The organism is Novosphingobium sp. B 225 (assembly GCF_002198665.1).
Taxonomy (GTDB): Bacteria; Pseudomonadota; Alphaproteobacteria; order Sphingomonadales; family Sphingomonadaceae; genus Novosphingobium.
The window spans coordinates 1-16,323 of record NZ_MWLM01000026.1; the positions used below are offsets into that span (position 1 = coordinate 1).

The 16,323-nt window shown below is 65.4% G+C and carries 15 protein-coding genes; 4 read left to right on the forward strand and 11 right to left on the reverse strand.

What is annotated here, in order from left to right:
* Window positions 1–53: 53 nt before the first annotated feature.
* Window positions 54–1,223 (reverse strand): N-acetyltransferase, encoded by a 1,170-nt coding sequence (locus MNBBLIKP_RS03095; RefSeq protein WP_441339262.1) that lies wholly within the window; start codon window positions 1,221–1,223, stop codon window positions 54–56.
* A gap of 124 nt (window positions 1,224–1,347) precedes the next feature.
* On the opposite strand from MNBBLIKP_RS03095, the gene MNBBLIKP_RS03100 reads away from it, so the two are divergent.
* A complete protein-coding gene (locus MNBBLIKP_RS03100) occupies window positions 1,348–2,406 on the forward strand; it encodes a fatty acid desaturase family protein (RefSeq protein WP_088307361.1) in 1,059 nt (352 codons plus the stop codon).
* Window positions 2,407–2,510: 104 nt separating this feature from the next.
* Here MNBBLIKP_RS03100 and MNBBLIKP_RS03105 read toward each other — a convergent pair whose 3' ends face one another.
* The 5 genes from MNBBLIKP_RS03105 to MNBBLIKP_RS03125 all read right to left on the reverse strand — a co-directional run bounded on the left by MNBBLIKP_RS03105 (window position 2,511) and on the right by MNBBLIKP_RS03125 (window position 8,426).
* Window positions 2,511–3,410: a hypothetical protein gene (locus MNBBLIKP_RS03105; RefSeq protein WP_140420516.1), complete on the reverse strand. Its 900-nt coding sequence runs from the start codon at window positions 3,408–3,410 to the stop codon at window positions 2,511–2,513.
* 53 nt (window positions 3,411–3,463) lie between these two features.
* Entirely contained in the window at window positions 3,464–4,561 is a 1,098-nt protein-coding gene (gene lptG / locus MNBBLIKP_RS03110; RefSeq protein ID WP_088307365.1) for an LPS export ABC transporter permease LptG, read from the reverse strand.
* A gap of 3 nt (window positions 4,562–4,564) precedes the next feature.
* Complete coding sequence (locus MNBBLIKP_RS03115; protein ID WP_088307367.1) at window positions 4,565–5,776, reverse strand: LptF/LptG family permease; 1,212 nt, start codon at window positions 5,774–5,776, stop codon at window positions 4,565–4,567.
* A gap of 655 nt (window positions 5,777–6,431) precedes the next feature.
* Window positions 6,432–7,313, reverse strand: a complete 882-nt coding sequence (locus MNBBLIKP_RS03120) for an HpcH/HpaI aldolase/citrate lyase family protein (protein ID WP_088307369.1) — start codon at window positions 7,311–7,313, stop codon at window positions 6,432–6,434.
* Window positions 7,314–7,331: 18 nt separating this feature from the next.
* Complete coding sequence (locus MNBBLIKP_RS03125) at window positions 7,332–8,426, reverse strand: alkene reductase (RefSeq protein WP_088307371.1); 1,095 nt, start codon at window positions 8,424–8,426, stop codon at window positions 7,332–7,334.
* A gap of 54 nt (window positions 8,427–8,480) precedes the next feature.
* Between MNBBLIKP_RS03125 and MNBBLIKP_RS03130 the strand changes: the two genes are divergently transcribed.
* Together MNBBLIKP_RS03130 and MNBBLIKP_RS03135 are read left to right on the forward strand one after the other, a co-directional pair.
* Window positions 8,481–9,362, forward strand: a complete 882-nt coding sequence (locus tag MNBBLIKP_RS03130) for a DMT family transporter (protein ID WP_088307373.1) — start codon at window positions 8,481–8,483, stop codon at window positions 9,360–9,362.
* 21 nt (window positions 9,363–9,383) lie between these two features.
* A complete protein-coding gene (locus MNBBLIKP_RS03135) occupies window positions 9,384–10,376 on the forward strand; it encodes a phytanoyl-CoA dioxygenase family protein (RefSeq protein ID WP_088307375.1) in 993 nt (330 codons plus the stop codon).
* Here the strand turns inward: MNBBLIKP_RS03135 and nadA are convergent.
* The 5 genes from nadA to MNBBLIKP_RS03160 form a co-directional block, all read right to left on the reverse strand.
* A complete protein-coding gene (gene nadA, locus MNBBLIKP_RS03140) occupies window positions 10,373–11,359 on the reverse strand; it encodes a quinolinate synthase NadA (RefSeq protein WP_088307377.1) in 987 nt (328 codons plus the stop codon). The genes MNBBLIKP_RS03135 and nadA overlap by 4 nt on opposite strands.
* A 54-nt stretch (window positions 11,360–11,413) precedes the next feature.
* Window positions 11,414–12,172, reverse strand: coding sequence for a hypothetical protein (locus MNBBLIKP_RS03145; protein WP_088307379.1), 759 nt, complete (start codon window positions 12,170–12,172; stop codon window positions 11,414–11,416).
* 68 nt (window positions 12,173–12,240) lie between these two features.
* Window positions 12,241–12,882, reverse strand: coding sequence for a DUF4230 domain-containing protein (locus tag MNBBLIKP_RS03150; RefSeq protein ID WP_088307381.1), 642 nt, complete (start codon window positions 12,880–12,882; stop codon window positions 12,241–12,243).
* Window positions 12,883–12,906: 24 nt separating this feature from the next.
* Complete coding sequence (locus tag MNBBLIKP_RS03155; RefSeq protein WP_140420517.1) at window positions 12,907–13,863, reverse strand: hypothetical protein; 957 nt, start codon at window positions 13,861–13,863, stop codon at window positions 12,907–12,909.
* On the reverse strand, window positions 13,860–14,765 hold the full coding sequence (locus tag MNBBLIKP_RS03160) for an MBL fold metallo-hydrolase (protein ID WP_088307385.1): 906 nt from the start codon (window positions 14,763–14,765) through the stop codon (window positions 13,860–13,862). Before MNBBLIKP_RS03160 ends, MNBBLIKP_RS03155 begins: the two co-directional genes overlap by 4 nt.
* A gap of 82 nt (window positions 14,766–14,847) precedes the next feature.
* Here MNBBLIKP_RS03160 and glpK point away from each other — a divergent pair, with 82 nt between their 5' ends.
* A complete protein-coding gene (gene glpK, locus MNBBLIKP_RS03165) occupies window positions 14,848–16,320 on the forward strand; it encodes a glycerol kinase GlpK (protein WP_088307387.1) in 1,473 nt (490 codons plus the stop codon).
* Window positions 16,321–16,323: the final 3 nt, after the last annotated feature.

The following is a 16,323-nucleotide window of genomic DNA, read 5'->3' on the forward strand; positions in this document are numbered from 1 at the left end:
CTCCGTCAGCGCTGCGCGCTGCCACCTCCCCCAAAGGGGGAGGATTGGTAGCGTTACAGCCCCTTCGCGTAGACCCGGTATTCCTTGTTGATCTTGCTGTCGATCGCGGCGGCGATCGCATTCATGCCCTGGTTGTCGTCCAGCACCCAGCCGATCTCGCCGCGCTGGCCGTTGTAATTCTTCACCGAATTGCTGCGAATCGCCTCGATCATCATGAAAGCCAGCTGGCTGGCCATGCGGCTGCCCTGCAACGTCTTGCGCACCCCCATCAGCGGCACGCGCATATCGGTGTTTCGGGGTTTGAGCGTCCACAACCCCAGTTTGATCCACCCCAGCAGGCTGGGCTTGCCGCCCCGGCCATTGGTCTTCATCTGGATCTGGTTGAGATCAGGCAGGGTCATCATGAAGGCCACCGGTTCGCCATCCAGTTCGGCGATCATGATCAGATCTTCGCGCACCAGCGGCTTCAGCTTTTTGCCGGTATAGGCCACTTCTGCATCGGTGATCGGCACGAAACCCCAATTGTCCGACCAGGCATCGTTAAGGATGTCGAGGATGGTCCGGGCTTCGGCATCGAAATTGCCTTTGTCCACTCCGCGCACGTGGATCCGGGCGTTGCGCTTGCCCATGTCGACGATCTTCTTGATCAGCGGCGGGAATTCCTGCGTTATATCAAGATCATAGGTGTAGAGCGTCTTTACACCGTCATAGCCCGCACCTTCGATCCAGGCCTGATAGGCCGGATTCTGGTGCCCCATCATCACCATCGGCGGATGGTCTGCGCCCTTGATCAGCAGGCCGGGCTCTTCCCAGACCGACAGGTTCATCGGCGCGAGCACACGGGTCATGCCTTGGCCGCGCAGCCAGTCTTCCGCCGCAGCGATCAGGGCCTTGGCGCTTTCCTCATCTTCGGCCTCGATCGCGCCCCAGTTGCCGGTGCCGGGCCCCATGCCCTGTTCGACCGGCTGGATCTGAGCCTGTTCATCGATATGGGCAGAGATGCGCCCGACCACGCGATCATCCCGGCGAGCCAGGAAATACTGGTGGCGGGCATGTTCGAAGAACGGGTTTCCGCCTGGCGAAAACTTTTCCACTTCTTCGCTGCGCAGCTGGGCGACCCAGTTGGGGTCTGATGCATTCAGCCGATAAGCAAGATCGATAAAAGCATTGAAATCCGCCTTGCTGGTGACGGGGGTGACAGTTACCTGTTGTTCAGCCACGATCTTGCCTTTGTTCGCGAATAGGGGCGTCTCGCGCCCTGCCTGCGGCGGGCAGCCCGGCAAAGTCAAGCCGGACCGTGCAGGAACGGGCGCGAAAAAACAGTCGGGTCACATTTGGATTGCTAGCATGACAGTACAGGAACGCATCGCCGCCGCGCCGTCGCTGGCCACGATTCCCGATGACAAGGACATGCTGCGTGCGGCCGTGGAATTGACTCGCGATCTGGCCGAGGCGCGGCCGGAAATCTATTGGCCCGACATGCTGGTTTCGGCCGGGATCGGCTATGCCGCGATGGCCGGAGCGATCCTGTTGCCCGGCTGGCAGGCCTGGGTCTGCGCTGCGGTGGCAGTGGTGTTTCTATACCGCGCGCTGTTGTTCATTCACGAATTGACCCATATCCACCGTGATGCCCTGCCAGGGTTCCGGTTCGTCTGGAATGTGCTGGTCGGCATTCCGATACTGACCCCCAGCCTGATGTATGAAGGGGTACACACCCTGCACCACGCGCGGACCCGGTATGGCACGCAAGAGGATCCCGAATATCTGCCTTTGGCGTTGATGAAGCCCTGGTCGCTGCCGCTGTTTATCCTGGTTGCGGCGCTGCTGCCTGCGGCCTTGCTGGTGCGCTATGCGGTGCTTGGCCCACTTGGCGTGGTTATTCCGCCGCTGCGCCGGCTGGTCTGGGCACGGGCCAGCTCGCTTTCGATCAACCCCGATTTCCGCCGCCGCCCGCCCGAAGGCGCATTTGCGCGAATGGTCGTGGCGCAAGAAGTGGGCGCGGCGCTGTGGGGGTGGTTCCTGATCTATACCGCGTGGGCCTATGACTGGCGGCCGCTGGCGATCGGCATGAGCGTGATCTCGGCAGTCGCGGTGTTCAACCAGATCCGCACACTGGTGGCTCATTTGTGGGAGAATGACGGTGCGGCGATGACCGTGACCGGGCAGTACCTCGATTCGGTCAACGTCCCGCCGCCCGCATTGCTTTCGCCGCTGTGGGCGCCGGTGGGCCTGCGTTATCACGCGCTGCACCACCTGCTGCCCTCGATGCCGTACCACGCATTGGGCGAATGCCACCGCCGGCTGACCGCGCACCTGGGTGCGGGGTCAACCTATGACGGGGCGAACTATCCCGGGCTGCTGCCATTGCTGGCCCGGCTGGCACGCAGCACGATGCTGCCGCGTTAGGGCCTGATGGCCTCTGCAAGTGCCGCAACGCAGTCCACGGGGTCTTGCCGTCCAACCCCTGCGGGGCGGGCCGATTTTGCTCCGTGGACAGCGTTGCTCGTCGATCACGATGCTACGGGCCGCACTCCGAACGGTTGCCAGCCTTTCGGAAAGCTGGAGCGCACCGCGTAGGACGAGAAGTTCGGGAAAGCCGAATCGCCGGTGCCGATGTCGAGCACGGCAAAGGGTGTGCGGCTGTGCCAGTCGCCATAGATCACGATTTCAACCTGGCCCAGCTTGCCGCTGGCGCCGCGCAGGCGGAAGTAGCTGTAGACCAGTTCAGTTCTGGCATCCTTGTCGCGGGTGGTGCGAACCAGGCCTTCCAGGCCATAACTCTTGCCGTCGTGACGGATCGGGCAGTCTGCCAGCAGCTTGTGGAAGGTCAGGTAGGGTCCCTTGATCCCGCCAAAGCTGCGGCCCTTGCCCACCTCGGCCACGATCAGCCGATTGCGGCTTTCGCTGCGCTTGGCATTGCCATAGCCCTGCATGTCGAACGCCTTGCCGTTCGTCGCCCAGTCGGACAGAGCGCCGCCGCGGGCGGTGATCCGCACCGCTTCGTTGATCCAGTCGCACGGGGTAAAGCGCAAGAGCTGGGCGTAGACCTGCTTGTCCATGTCGATCTTGCCGCGATATTCGACCACGGTGATCGCCGCCTCTCGGCCGGTCAGCGAACTGCTGCCACGAACCTTGTCACCCTCGTAAGTAAACCGCGCTGAACCGCGCGGGCTGGTGATCGTCACCTCGGTGCCTTGCGCGGACCAGGTGCCGACCCAGTCCTGCCTGTTGAAAGTCAGCAAGGCCTTGCCCTGCGTCAGAAAGCTGATCTGGATCTCGGCCCCGGCCTGGTCGCGAAAGCGCCAGTCGGTGCCGGTAAACTGGGCCGGGCCTGCAGGCAGAGGTTCGGCCGGATCAGCGGCCAGAGCCGGGGTGGAGATCAGGGCCAGGGCCAGGAGCAGGCGGCGCATGAAACCTCTCATTGATGGCGTGCTTGATCGGGGCCGGCGGATTGCAGGAAGGACTATTCCTCGGTTCGGATCAGCACGGTCATGCCGACCAGCAAGAACAGCAGAAACGGCCCCCACGCCGCGACAAGGGGCGGGTAGCCGCCGAAGTTGCCCATCGCGAGCGCGGCATTGTCGACCACGAAATAGGCGAAGCCCAGCGCCATACCGATAATCGAACGCACCAGCAGCGCGCCTGAGCGGGCGAGGCCGAAGGCGGCGACGGCGCCGAGCAGGGGCATCAGCAGGGCGGAAAGCGGGCCGGAGAACTTGTGCCACCACTTGCCTTCCAGCTCGCTGGTGCGGCGGCCCGAGGCCTTGAGGGCCTGGATTGAGCGGTGGAGGGAGATGATGTCTTCGCCGTCGGGATCGACCTTGCTGATGGCGACTTGTTGAGGAAACACATCCTGGGCGACGACTATGGAGGGGAGTGACCCGGAATGGGTCGAGGCGATGTCAAATTGTTTTGGGGATTCCAATCTCCAGCCCGGATTGGCATAGCTGGCCCGCGGCGAGCGCAATTGTTCCAGCACCATGCCGGTGGCATCGCGGCGGTACCAGGTGACGTTTTCCATGCGGATCCCCGCCCCCGTGCCGCTGACGGTTCCGGCGGTCAGGATATTCGGCCCGTCGCGCAGATAGACATTGGCGCGCACGCCCGAATCCGCCGGCACCGGACCATATTCGCGCGCCTGCCAGACCTTGAGCGTCGCGGACGAGCGGGTCACCACCCGTTCGTTGAAACCAAAGCTGAGCAGCGACACCACCGCCGCGCTGGCCAGCAGCGGCGCCAGCACCTGATGCGCAGAAAGCCCCGCGGCCTTCATCGCGATCACTTCGCTGTTCTGGTTGAGCGTGGCGAGCGTGATGATCGTTGCCAGCAAGACCGAATAGGGCAGGAACCGCTGCACCAGCTGCGGCACCCGCAGGCTGACATAGTGCCACAGCTCGGCCTGGCCATTGCCCGCCGCACCCAGGATCTTGCCGCTTTCGCTGAGCAGGTCGAGCGTCTGGAGCAACAGCACCAGAATCAGCAACATGCCCAGAATCCAGATCACGAACTGCCGCGCCAGATAGCGCGCCAGTGTGGCCGAGGGGAACAGTTCGATCCGCATCGCCTAGCGCCCCTTCACCGGATCGCGGCGGAACCGGGCGAGGAACTGGCGCAGCCACTTGCTACCATTCGTCGCCAGCCGATCGAGCGCACCGATCGGCTGGCCGCCGGGGACATAGGCGATCCGCCAGTACATCCACAGGATCAGCACGGCAAAAGCGATGAACGGCCCCCACAGCGCCAGCTCGGCCGAAACCCTGCCCAGCGCGGCCACCGCCTGCCCATATTCGTTGATCTTGTGATAGGCGACCACCATGATCACCGAAAGGAACACCCCCAGGAACGAGGTGGACCGCTTGGGCGGCACCGCCAGCGCCACCGCCAGCAACGGCAACAACAGCATCATCGCCACTTCGACCAGCCGGAAGTTCAGACTGGCCCGGCTTTCATTGCGCACTTTCTGGCTGACCGAATCGTTCCAGCCGATCCGCAGCAGTTCGGGCAGGATATATTCCCGCTCTTTGCCGCCGCGCTGGCGGAATTTCTCCACCGCAGGCAGATCGATCGGCAGGTCATGGCGGGTAAAGCTGAGCACGCGCGGGCTCTGCCCCGGCACGTCCTGTACGATCTGGCCCTGGGTCAGGCGCAGCACGATCGTGTCGGGGGCATCCTTCAGCGCCAGAAACCGCCCTTCGCGGGCGGAAATGGTCAAAACCTGGCCCTTGGCGGAACTGACCCGGGCGAAAATCCCGATCAGTTGGCGGCCTTCCTCGCGGCTCTGTTCGATCCGCAGCGCCATCTTGTCCTGCAAGGTGGTGAATTCCCCCACCTTGATCGAAGCCCCCAGCGCGCCCGAACGCAGTTCGAACTGCAGCTGTTCATACCAGTACCGCGTCATCGGCTGCAAATAGCCGACCACCACCAGATTGACCGCAGCCAGCACCAGGGTGATGGCATAGGGCACCCGCAACAACCGGGTATAACCCAGCCCCACCGCGCGCATCACGTCCAGTTCACTGCTGGTCGCCAGCTTGCGGAACGCCAGCAGAATGCCCAGCAGCAACCCCAGCGGAATCGCCAGCCCGGCATATTCGGGCAAAAGGTTGGCCAGCATCCGGAACACCACGCTGACCGGCCCGCCTTCTGTCGCGACGAAATCGAACAGCTTGAGCATCTTGTCGAGCACAAGCAGCGATGCGGCGATGATAAACACCGCCACCATCGGCCCCAGCACAAGCCGCAGGATATACCGGTCAATGGCGGGGAGGAATTTCACCGCAGGGGATGGGGCAGCCTGAGCATTGCAGGCTCCATAACCGCCCAGCGGCACTCGTGAAAGGGTTATCCTTGGGGCCGGGTCAGTGTTGCTGAGATTTGGGTTTACCCCAGCGACCGTTCAATCAGACGATGGACCTGAATGGTTCACGCAGAGACGCGGAGAAGAAAAAGGAGACGCAGAGAGGTAACGCTTCCGGCGAAGCCGCTCTCCATTCCAGGCATCGCGCCAAACGATTGGCCGGGATGGCAAGTAGCGCCTGCGCCGCAAGCGCTCCCTCTCTGCGCCTCCCCTTTCTTCTCTGCGTCTCTGCGTGAACCATTCAAACCGCGCGGTCCGCTAACCCCGTGGCCGGGTGGGCACACGACGGAACGGAATAGTTCACGCAGAGGCGCAGAGGCAGAAAAGAGGCGCAGAGAGGGAGCGCTTGCGGCGCAGCCGCTTTTCTTCCCCCGCATAGCGTCAAACGGTTGGCTGGGATGGCAAGTAGCGCCTGCGGCGCGGAGCGACCCCTCTGCGTCTCCCCTTCTTCTCTGCGTCTCTGCGTGAACCATTCCAACCACGCGGTCCGCTCACCCCCGTGGCCGGACAGGCACAGGATGGACCTGAATGGCTCACGCAGACGCAAAGTGGCAAAGCTGGGGGGCAGGTGGCCCTATTCCTCGATCCCCAGCAAGCGCTGCGCCAGCTTGAGGTGCGGGCGGTCGATCATCCGGCGGTCGATCTGCAATGCCCCGGCCGCTGGATTGCCGCTGAACGCGGCAACGATGGCGCGCGCTTCGGCCAGTTCTTCCTCGCTGGGGGTGAAGGCGGCATTGATGATCGGAACCTGGGCCGGATGAATTGCCAGCATCCCGGCAAAACCATCGGCGCGGCTTTCCTCGGCGGCCCGCTTCAGGCCCTTGTCGTCCGCGAAATCGGCATGCAGCGTGTCGATCGCAATCAGCCCGCGGGCATGGGCGGTCAGCAGCGTCTGGGTGCGGGCAAAACGGAATGCGTCGGTCCACTTGCCACCGGCATCGCGCTTGCGGGCCGCGCCGATCGCGGCCGACAGGTCTTCCGCGCCCCAGGTCAGCCCGGCCAGGCGCGGCAGCGGCATGGTCAGGTAACTGGGGATGGTGATCGCCGCTGCGGCGGTTTCGCTGACCAGCGGCAGGATCCGGGTCGAATTGGCCTGAACCCCGCAGCGCTGTTCCAGCTCATACAGTTCCGCGCCCAGCGCCTGGACCGATTCCGGCCCGGCCGATTTGGGCAGCATGATCCCGTCGGGCGCGCCGGGCAGCACGGCCAGCAGATCATCGCGCCACATCCGGCTGTCCAGCGCGTTGATCCGCACCCAGCGGCCAAATTTGCGGTCGGTCACTTGCTGGCGGTGCGCTTTCAGCCAATCGCAAGCCATTTCGCGCGCGCGCTGCTTGTTGTCATAGGTGACCGAATCTTCCAGATCGACGATCACCACGTCCGCGCCAGCGGCAGCAACCTTGCCCAGCTTCTTTTCGCTGTCCCCCGGAACGAACAGCCAAGACCGCACTGCCATGACGCAACCCCTTTGTTGTCAGCCCGCCGTCTCCATCGGCGGATAGTCAATATACCCTTCCGCTATTGGCAGATACCAGCTTTGCGGAACGTTAACGTTGGGTGCCAGATCGGCCCCGACGCGAATGCGCGCGGGCAGATCGGGATTGGAAATGAACGGGCGGCCAAAGCTGATCGCTTCGCACCGGCCCGATTGCACATCGGCCTCGGCCTCGGCGGCGGTGTAATCGCTGTTGAGCACCAGCGGTCCGGTATAGATCGAACGGATCACGCCGTCCTGCTTGGGCACATCGGTGCGGCCAAAAGTGCCCGTGGGCCCCGGCTGGCGCAATTCGACAAAGCCCAGTCCATGCTTCTGGCAAACCCGCGCGGCTTCGCTGAAGATCGCTGCCGGATCCGGATCATCGCAGCCCTGGCTGTCGCCATTGGGGGAAAGCCGGATCGACACCCGGTCTGCCCCCCACACGTCCACCAGCGCGCCCAGTACCCGGTCCATCAGGCGCACGCGATTGGCCGGACTGCCGCCGTAATCATCGTCACGCAGGTTGCTCGACAGGCGCAGGAACTGGTCAATCAGATAGCCGTTTGCGCCGTGCAGCTGGACCCCGTCAAACCCGGCTTCCTTCGCATTGCGCGCGGCATTGGCATAGTCTGCAACGATCCGGTCGATGTCTTCCAGCGTGGCGGCGCGTGCCTGGACATGCGGCTTGCGGCCCGTTGGCGTGTGGGCATGATCGGGCGCGGTGGTGGCGCTGGCCGAAACCGGCGGATTGCCATCCAGATAGTCGGAATGGACGATCCGGCCCATGTGCCACAGCTGCAACACGATCTTGCCGCCTTCGGCATGGACCGCTTCGGTCACCGGTTTCCAGGCCTGGGTCTGCGCATCGTTCCAGATCCCCGGTGCGGCGTGCCAGCCCAGTCCTTCCACACTGATCCCGGTCGCTTCGCTCAGGATCAGTCCGGCGCTGGCGCGCTGGCGGTAATATTCCACCATCCGGGCACTTGGCACGGCTCCGGCATCGGCCCGGCCGCGGGTCAGCGGGGCCATCAGGATGCGGTTGGCGGCATCAATCGCGCCCAATTTGATCGGCTGGAACAGTGCTTCGTGCATCAGGCAATCCCCAATTTCGATTTACAGGTTTAACCGTGCGGCTAAGGCAAGGTCATGGGCATTGCAACCGTGCACAGCGGCAGGAACTGGAACGGCTGGCATTTTGCCGCACTGCTGGGCGGCAATTTTGCGCTGGCACTGGGGCCGTTGTGGGTGCGGCTGGCCGATTGCGGGCCGGTTTCGGCGGCGTTCTGGCGGCTGTTGCTGGCCGTGCCGGTGTTCGTGCTGTTCGCACGGGCAACGGGCCAGCCGGTGCTGGGCCTGCCGCGCAAGGTGATGCTGGCGCTGGCCGGGGCCGGGGTGTTCTTTGCGCTGGATCTGGGATCGTGGCATCTGGGGATCGGGCTGACCCGGCTGGGCAATGCCACGCTGTTCGGCAATTCGGGATCTATCCTGCTGGTGGTCTGGGGGCTGATCGTGTTGCGGCGGCGGCCCCGCAGCAATGAATGGCTGGCCTTTGCTGCGGCACTGGGCGGTTCGGCAATCCTGCTGGGGCGCAGCCTGGAAATCGATCATGCCACGCTGATCGGTGATCTGCTCTGCCTGCTCGCCGGGTTCCTCTATACTTTCTATATCCTGCTGCTCCAGAACGCGCGGGCCAGCCTGGGCAACTGGTCCTTGCTGACCTGGTCCAGCGCCAGCAGCGCGGCGGTGCTGCTGGGTCTGGCGCTGCTGCTGGGCGAACCGGTCTGGCCGCGCGATTGGGGCCCGGTGCTGGCGCTGGCGCTGACCAGCCAGGTGATCGGGCAGGGCTTGCTGGTCTATGCGCTCAAGCATTTTTCGCCGCTGATCGTGGGGCTGGCGCTGCTCACTCAGCCGGTGGTTTCGGTGGTGCTGGGCTGGTTCTGGTTTGGCGAAGTGCTGTCGCCGCTTGACGGGCTGGGCATGGTGCTGGTCAGCGCCGGGCTGGTGCTTGCCCGCTCGACGCAGAAGTGATCGCGCGGGGGGGGATCGGTCATGGCAGGTTCGGACCAGAGTGCGGCGGTTCAGGCGATCCGGGGGCTTGACCAGCTGTGGCAGCGCTGCGCGCCGGGGCAGGCGCCGGCCCCGCTGACGCGCCATGACCGGCTGCTGGTGGACCTGCTGGGGCTGGGGATCGGGCAAGTGCTCGACCACCTGTTCCAGCAGCGCCCGACCTTTGAACAGTTTGCCGGGTGGATCGCGGTCACCGCCGGCCTGCCCGATCCGGTGCGGGTGGAACGCTATCACGCGCTGCTCGATGGCGCGCCGGTGCCGCCCGCCGCGCAGGCCCGGATCGCCGCGCTTGAAGCCGCGCCTGCGGTGCTGGACGCGGCGGACATGGCGTTCTGGGAGCAGCACGGCTTCGTCGTCCTGCGTCAGGCAATTTCCGCTGCCGAGGCTGAAGCCGCCGCGCGGGTCATGTGGGACCATATCGGGGCCAGTCCGGACGATCCCGCCAGCTGGTACGCCGATCCCGCGCGCGGGCTGTGGTTCCCGCTGTGGCAAGCGCCGGAACTGGACGTCGCGCGCCGGTCTCCCCGCGTCCACAAGGCGTTCGCGCAGATCTGGGGCACGGGTGACCTGTGGGGCAATGTTGACCGGATGAGCTTTAACCAGCCGGTCCGTGACGATTGCCCGTTCTTGGGATCAGCGCTGCATATCGATACCAGCATGGCCCCGCCGATGCCGCTGGGGACGCAGGCGATCATCTATCTTACCGATACGCCCGCCGATCATGGTCCCTTGCAGGTGCTGCCGGGGTTCCACCGCGATTACGATGCGTGGTTCGCCGCGCTGGACGGGCAGGACCCGCGCGGCGTGGACCTGACAGCGGGAACCGTGCCGGTGCCGGGCATGGCCGGGGACATGGTGATCTGGCACCACGCCCTGCCGCACGGCGCAACGCCCAACCATGGTGCGTTCCCGCGCATCGTGCAGTACCTCAACATGGCCCCGCCCGGTGTGGTGGACGAACGGCCCTGGATCTAGCGCGAGCCCAGATCCCCCTGGCCCACGGTCCCGCTGGCCATTTCCAGCATCTTGTCGAGGCTCTTCTTCGCTTGCAGCCGCAGCCCTTCCTCGATCTCGATCCGGGGGGAGAGGTCGCGGAGCGCAAGGTACATCTTTTCGAGCGTGTTGAGCGCCATGTAGGGACAGATGTTGCAGCTGCATTGCCCGTCCGCGCCGGGCGCGCCGATGAAGGTCTTGTCGGGGATCGCCAACTGCATCTGGTGGATGATGTGCGGCTCGGTCGCGACGATCAGGGTATCACCCTCGAACGCCTTGGCATAGTTCAGGATCCCGCTGGTCGAGCCGACGTAATCGGCGTGATCGACGATATGCGGCGGGCATTCCGGGTGCGCGGCGACCGGCGCGCCGGGGTGCTGGGCCTTGAGCTTGAGCAGCTCGGTCTCGCTGAACGCTTCGTGGACGATGCAGACGCCCGGCCACAGCAGCATCTCGCGGTTGAACTTGCGGCTGAGGTAGCCGCCCAGATGCCGGTCCGGGCCGAAGATGATCTTTTGGGTTTCCGGGATCTGCGCCAGGATCGTTTCCGCGCTGGAACTGGTGACGATCACGTCGCTCAGCGCCTTCACCTCGGTCGAGCAGTTGATATAGGTCAGCGCGATGTGATCGGGGTGCGCCTTGCGGAACTGGGCGAACTTTTCGGGCGGGCAGGCATCTTCCAGACTGCACCCGGCGTTGAGATCGGGCAGGATCACGGTCTTTCCGGGCGCGAGGATCTTGGCGGTTTCGGCCATGAATTTGACCCCGCAGAACAGGATCACATCGGCATCAGTCGCCGCCGCCTTTTTCGACAGTTCGAGGCTGTCCCCGATGTAGTCGGCCAGGTCCTGGATGTCCGGGCTCTGGTAATAATGCGCCAGGATGATCGCGTTGCGTTCCCCTCGCAGGCGCTGGATCTCCTCGCGCAGGTCAAGTCCGGTCAGGTTGGCGGGCTGGGCGGTCATTGGATTCACCTTGTTGCAAAGCTGCCGCCCAGATGGCCCGTCCCGCCGCACTAATCAAGGCAGGTATGCCTCCATCGGCCGCACCGCGCCGGGATGGCCGGCCATGACCGAGCGGGTCAGCTCCATTCCCCAGTCGCTATAGGCCAGCACTTGCCCCAGCGCGATCCAGCCGATTACCACGGCGCTCCCCACCAGCCATGCCGGGTGAACCGCGCCGAGGTGGCGGCGATCGCGCAGCATGCCGGCTGCGACAAAGCCCAGCCCGATCGTGTTGCTGATTTCCCAGCCCCACGGGATCAGCAGCGGCATCGGCAGCAGGCGGCCAAAGCCTGGCCCGGTGATCGAGGCCATGGCGCAGATCATCAGGCGGCGGTGCCAATCGTTGCGGCGGCGCATCCGCACGGCCAGCGCGACCATGGCCGCAAAGGCCAGCAGCCCGGTGGGATTGCCGATCAGGAATTCGTTCGCATCGAAAAAGAACGGCCCGCCGCTGCGCCGCATCGAGGCCACGGTCAGCGCCATGCCCAGCCCGACCATGACCGGCACCCAGATCGCCGCCAGCCAGCCCAGACGGCGGTGCTGCGCCCGGTTGCCGCTGGCCACCAGCCAGCTCTGCAGCAGGAACAACGCGGTCCAGCCGAAGAACACCACACCATGCAGGTGATAGACCAGCGGCACGGCAAAGCTTGAGCGCCCTGCGGCCAGCTGAACCGAAAAGCCCGCCACCAGCACCGCCGCCATCGCACAGGCGAGGTGAAAAAAGAACCGTTCCTCCGCGCGCGGGCGTGCGCCGCCTTCGGCCAAAGTCGCCATATGTGCTCCCCCAATCGTGGCGACCCGTTGTGCCCGGACATTCCACTGTGTCCGCCGGGCCGTCAAGCCTATTGGCCCGGCGCGGGTTCCCCGTCAAAGCGGACTGTCACCGTGATCCGGTCATGCCCTGCCGCGATCAGCGGGATCGTCAGGTTCTGGCTGATCGCCTGCTTTGCCGCGGCCCGTGCCAGATCCATCAGCACCGGGTTCTGCGCCTGCTGAACCGCCTGCTGCTGGGCGAGCAGGCTGTTGTCACGGGTCAGCTTGGTCTGCGCATCGGCCGTGATCCACACCCCTTCGCGCAGATACTGCGCACGGGCTTCGTCAAGGTTGGGGGCGGAAACCTGTACCGGCGGCAGGACCACATCCAGCCGCTGCGTGGCCGCATCCCAGTGCAGCCGGTCCTTGCCCATTGCCGACAGGTCCAGCGCATAGTCCACCCGCGCCGGGATCACCGCAACCTGGCGGCTTTTCAGCATGCCAAACAGCCGCGCATCATCGGCCGCGACCACCGGGGAAAGCTGGGCCGAAAACACCGTCAGCCGGTTCTGCTTTTCCAGCGCGAGCAGACTGGTGGCGAGCGGATCGCCATAGGGCGAGGCAAACAGGGCGCGCCACAGCAGCCACGCTGCCACGGCCAGATTGACGCCGACCAGTCCGGGCAGCAGCCAGCCGGGCGTGCGGCGACGCAGGTCTGGTGGAGTGGTCATGGCCCGATCAGCCCCCGCACCCGGTCAACCCTGACACCCGATCAGGCCCAGCATCTTGCCCGGTCCGCCAAGCTGGGGTGACGTGATGGTCAAGGCCGCGCCCATCGGGCTGACCGTGCCTTCGCCAACCGCAAAGCCATCGCGCGGGTTGTACAGCGTTGCCTTGGCCCCTTCGACCTTGACCACGGTCATTCCCACTTTGCATGCCATTTTTGGCAGGCCCGGAACCAAAGCCATTTCCAGCGAGATCGGAGTGTAAAGCGATCCCCAGCTGGCGATGCCTTCGGGCAGCACCGGCTGGCCATCCAGCCGCGCGCCGGGCAGCTTGGTGGCAAAGCGTTCGACCCGCGCCACCCAGGCTTTCGCGCGCGCAGCCTCGCCCTCGGCGGGGGCTGGGGTAATGGCAGGGCACTTTGCCGCCTCGCTGCTCTGTGCCGCGCAGTTCAGGATCATGGCGCGCCGCGCTTCGGGGCGGACCGCGCTCAGCAATTGCGCCTCAGCGCCCGGGCTGGAAGCACCCCAGCCTTTGAGAAAGTGGCTCGCCGCCGATGCCTTGACCCCCGAGACCGGAGTCCAGGTGGCCCAGAGTTCGCCGCTGCGCAGGTTGCCCAGGGCCAACACCCGCCCGGACCAGACGGCCTGATAATAAGTTCCGGCCTCGCTAATCGCCGTCTTCGCGCCCGCGAACACCGGATCGCCGCACGGCTTGGTGGCCACGACCCCGCGCACCTGATCGAGCCGCTGGTTGATCAGCGACCGATTGGCCGGATTGATGGCCGGATCCAGTTCTTCAAGCGTCAGGGCCAGAGCCTGCTGCCGTGCCGGGTCCAGATATTTGCATTTGCCATCGATCGCCAGATGGGTGGCGATATCAACATAGGCCTGCCCCATACTCTGGGCCTGCGCCGCGCCCGGCCAGGCCAGGCTGGCGGCCATGGCCAGAGCGATAGCGTTCAGTCGGGCAAAGCGTGTGCGGATCATAGGGTCATGCTCCATGTTTCACCATCCTCTGTAACCCGGCCCTGCCGCTCCAGATCGATCAGATGCGCCAGCACCGAACGCCCGGCCGCGCCGTTCAGCCGGGGATCGAGCCCCTTGTACATCACCGGCACCATCTGCCCGATGGTATGTGGCCCGGTTTCCAGCAGCCGCACAATCTGTGCTTCGCGGCTTTTGCGGTGGCCCAGCATGCCGCGCACCAGCTGGCGCGGCTTGGTTACGGCTGGGCCGTGAGCGGGGTAATAGACGCTGTCTTCGCGGTCATAAAGCTTTTGCAGGCTCGCCATATAGGCGCTCATGTCCCCGTCCGGGGGCGAAACCACGCTGGTGGACCAGGCCATCACATGATCCCCGGTGAACAGCGCGCCGCTTTCCACCAGGCTATAGCACAAATGATTGCTGGTATGGCCGGGGGTGGCGACCGCGCGGATCGTCCAGCCTTGCCCGCTGATTTCCTCTCCATCGCCCAGCACGCGGTCAGGCGCATAGTCCGGATCGAATGCGGTATCGGCGCGCGGGCCATCATCGTCCAGGCTCAACGCCGCGCAGCCCACGATCGGCGCGCCGGTCGCAGCCTGAAGCGCGCGGCTGGCCGGGCTGTGATCGCGGTGGGTGTGGGTGCACATGATCGCGGCGATCCGCGCGCTGCCCACTGCCGCCAGGATCGCTTCGACATGGCCTGCGCCATTGGTATCGGCGTGGCCAGGCATGCCGGTATCGGCCGGGCCCGGATCAATCACCGCCACATCATCCCCCGCGCCGACCAGATAGGTCTGGGTGCCGGTAAAGGTATAGTGCGACGGATTGGGCGCAAGCACGCGCCGCACCAACGGTTCGCATTGCTCGGACAGGCCGGTGGGCCAGGGTTTGGGCGGGGCGTCCATGGATTGGCATATGGCCCCTACTGCCCCCCTCGCCAAGTCCCGATCCGCTCGCTAATCATCGCGCCAAAGGGAGAGATACAGCATGACCACCACGGGCGATCTGATTCTGGTGCTGGATGCGGGCACAACCTCTACCCGCGCGATGGCGCTGGGGCTGGATGGGGCGATGCTGGCCGTGGCGCAGCAGGAACTGACCCAGTATTACCCCCAGCCCGGCTGGGTTGAACATGACGCGGGCGAGATCTGGGAACGGACGCTGGCCTGCATGCGCGCGGTGGTGGAACAGCTGGGCGGGGCGGCACGGATCGCCTGCATCGGCATCACCAACCAGCGCGAAACCGTGGTCGCCTGGGACCGGGCGAGCGGGCAGCCGCTGCACCACGCGCTGGTCTGGCAGGATCGCCGCACCGCCGATTTCTGCGCTGACCTCAAGAATCAGGGGCAGGAGCCGGTGGTTCAGGCGGCGACCGGGCTGCTGCTTGATCCCTATTTCTCGGCCACCAAGATGCGCTGGCTGATCGATAATGTGCCCGAAGCGGCCAGTGCGGCGCAGCGCGGACAGCTGGCGCTGGGCACGGTAGAAGACTGGCTGGTGTTCAACCTGACCGGCGGTGCGCATCTGACCGATGCCAGCAATGCCAGCCGCACGCTGCTGCTTGCGCTGGATGGTGCGACATGGGACGCGGGGCTGTGCGATCTGATCGGCGTGCCGCGCGCCGCGCTGGGTGAAGTGGTGGACAATGCCGGGCAGTTTGGCGTGACCCGGCCCGATCTGCTGGGCCGGGCAGTGCCGATCACCGGGCTGGCCGGGGATCAGCAAAGCGCCACCGTTGGGCAGGGCTGCCTGTCCCCCGGGGAAACCAAGGCGACCTATGGCACCGGGGCCTTTGTGCTGGCCAATATGGGCAGCGCCCTGCCGCGATCGGGCAACCGGCTGCTGGGCACGGTGCTGTGCCAGCTGGGCGGGCAGCGCAGCTATGCGCTGGAAGGATCGGTGTTTGTTGCGGGCAGCCTGATCAAGTGGCTGCGCGACAGTCTGGGCCTGATCGCCAGCGCCGGTGAGAGCGAGGCGCTCGCGCGTTCGGTAAGTGACAGCGGCGGGGTGGTGATTGTCCCGGCACTGTCAGGTCTCGGCGCGCCGCACTGGCGCCCCGAAGCGCGCGGAGTGATCACCGGGCTGACGTTTGCCACCACCCGCGCCCATCTGGCCCGCGCCGCGCTGGAAGCCATGGCGATGCAGACCGCAGACCTCGCCCGCGCCTTTGCCGCGGACGGGGCGGAATGGACCAGCCTGAAAATTGACGGCGGGATGAGCGCCAACGACTGGATGGCGCAGGATCTGGCCGATGTGCTGCAGGTGCCGGTAGAGCGCCCGCACTTTGTGGAAACCACGGCGCTGGGCGCAGCGATGCTGGCAAGCGTGGGGGCGGGGCTGTTTGGCTCGCTGGAGCAAGCGGCAGGCGCAATGCGCGGCGCGGTGCAGCAATTCGCGCCGGGCGCGGCAGTGGATAAGGCGCGGCGGGCGGGCTGGGATCGGGCCTTGGCGGCGGTCTGAGCT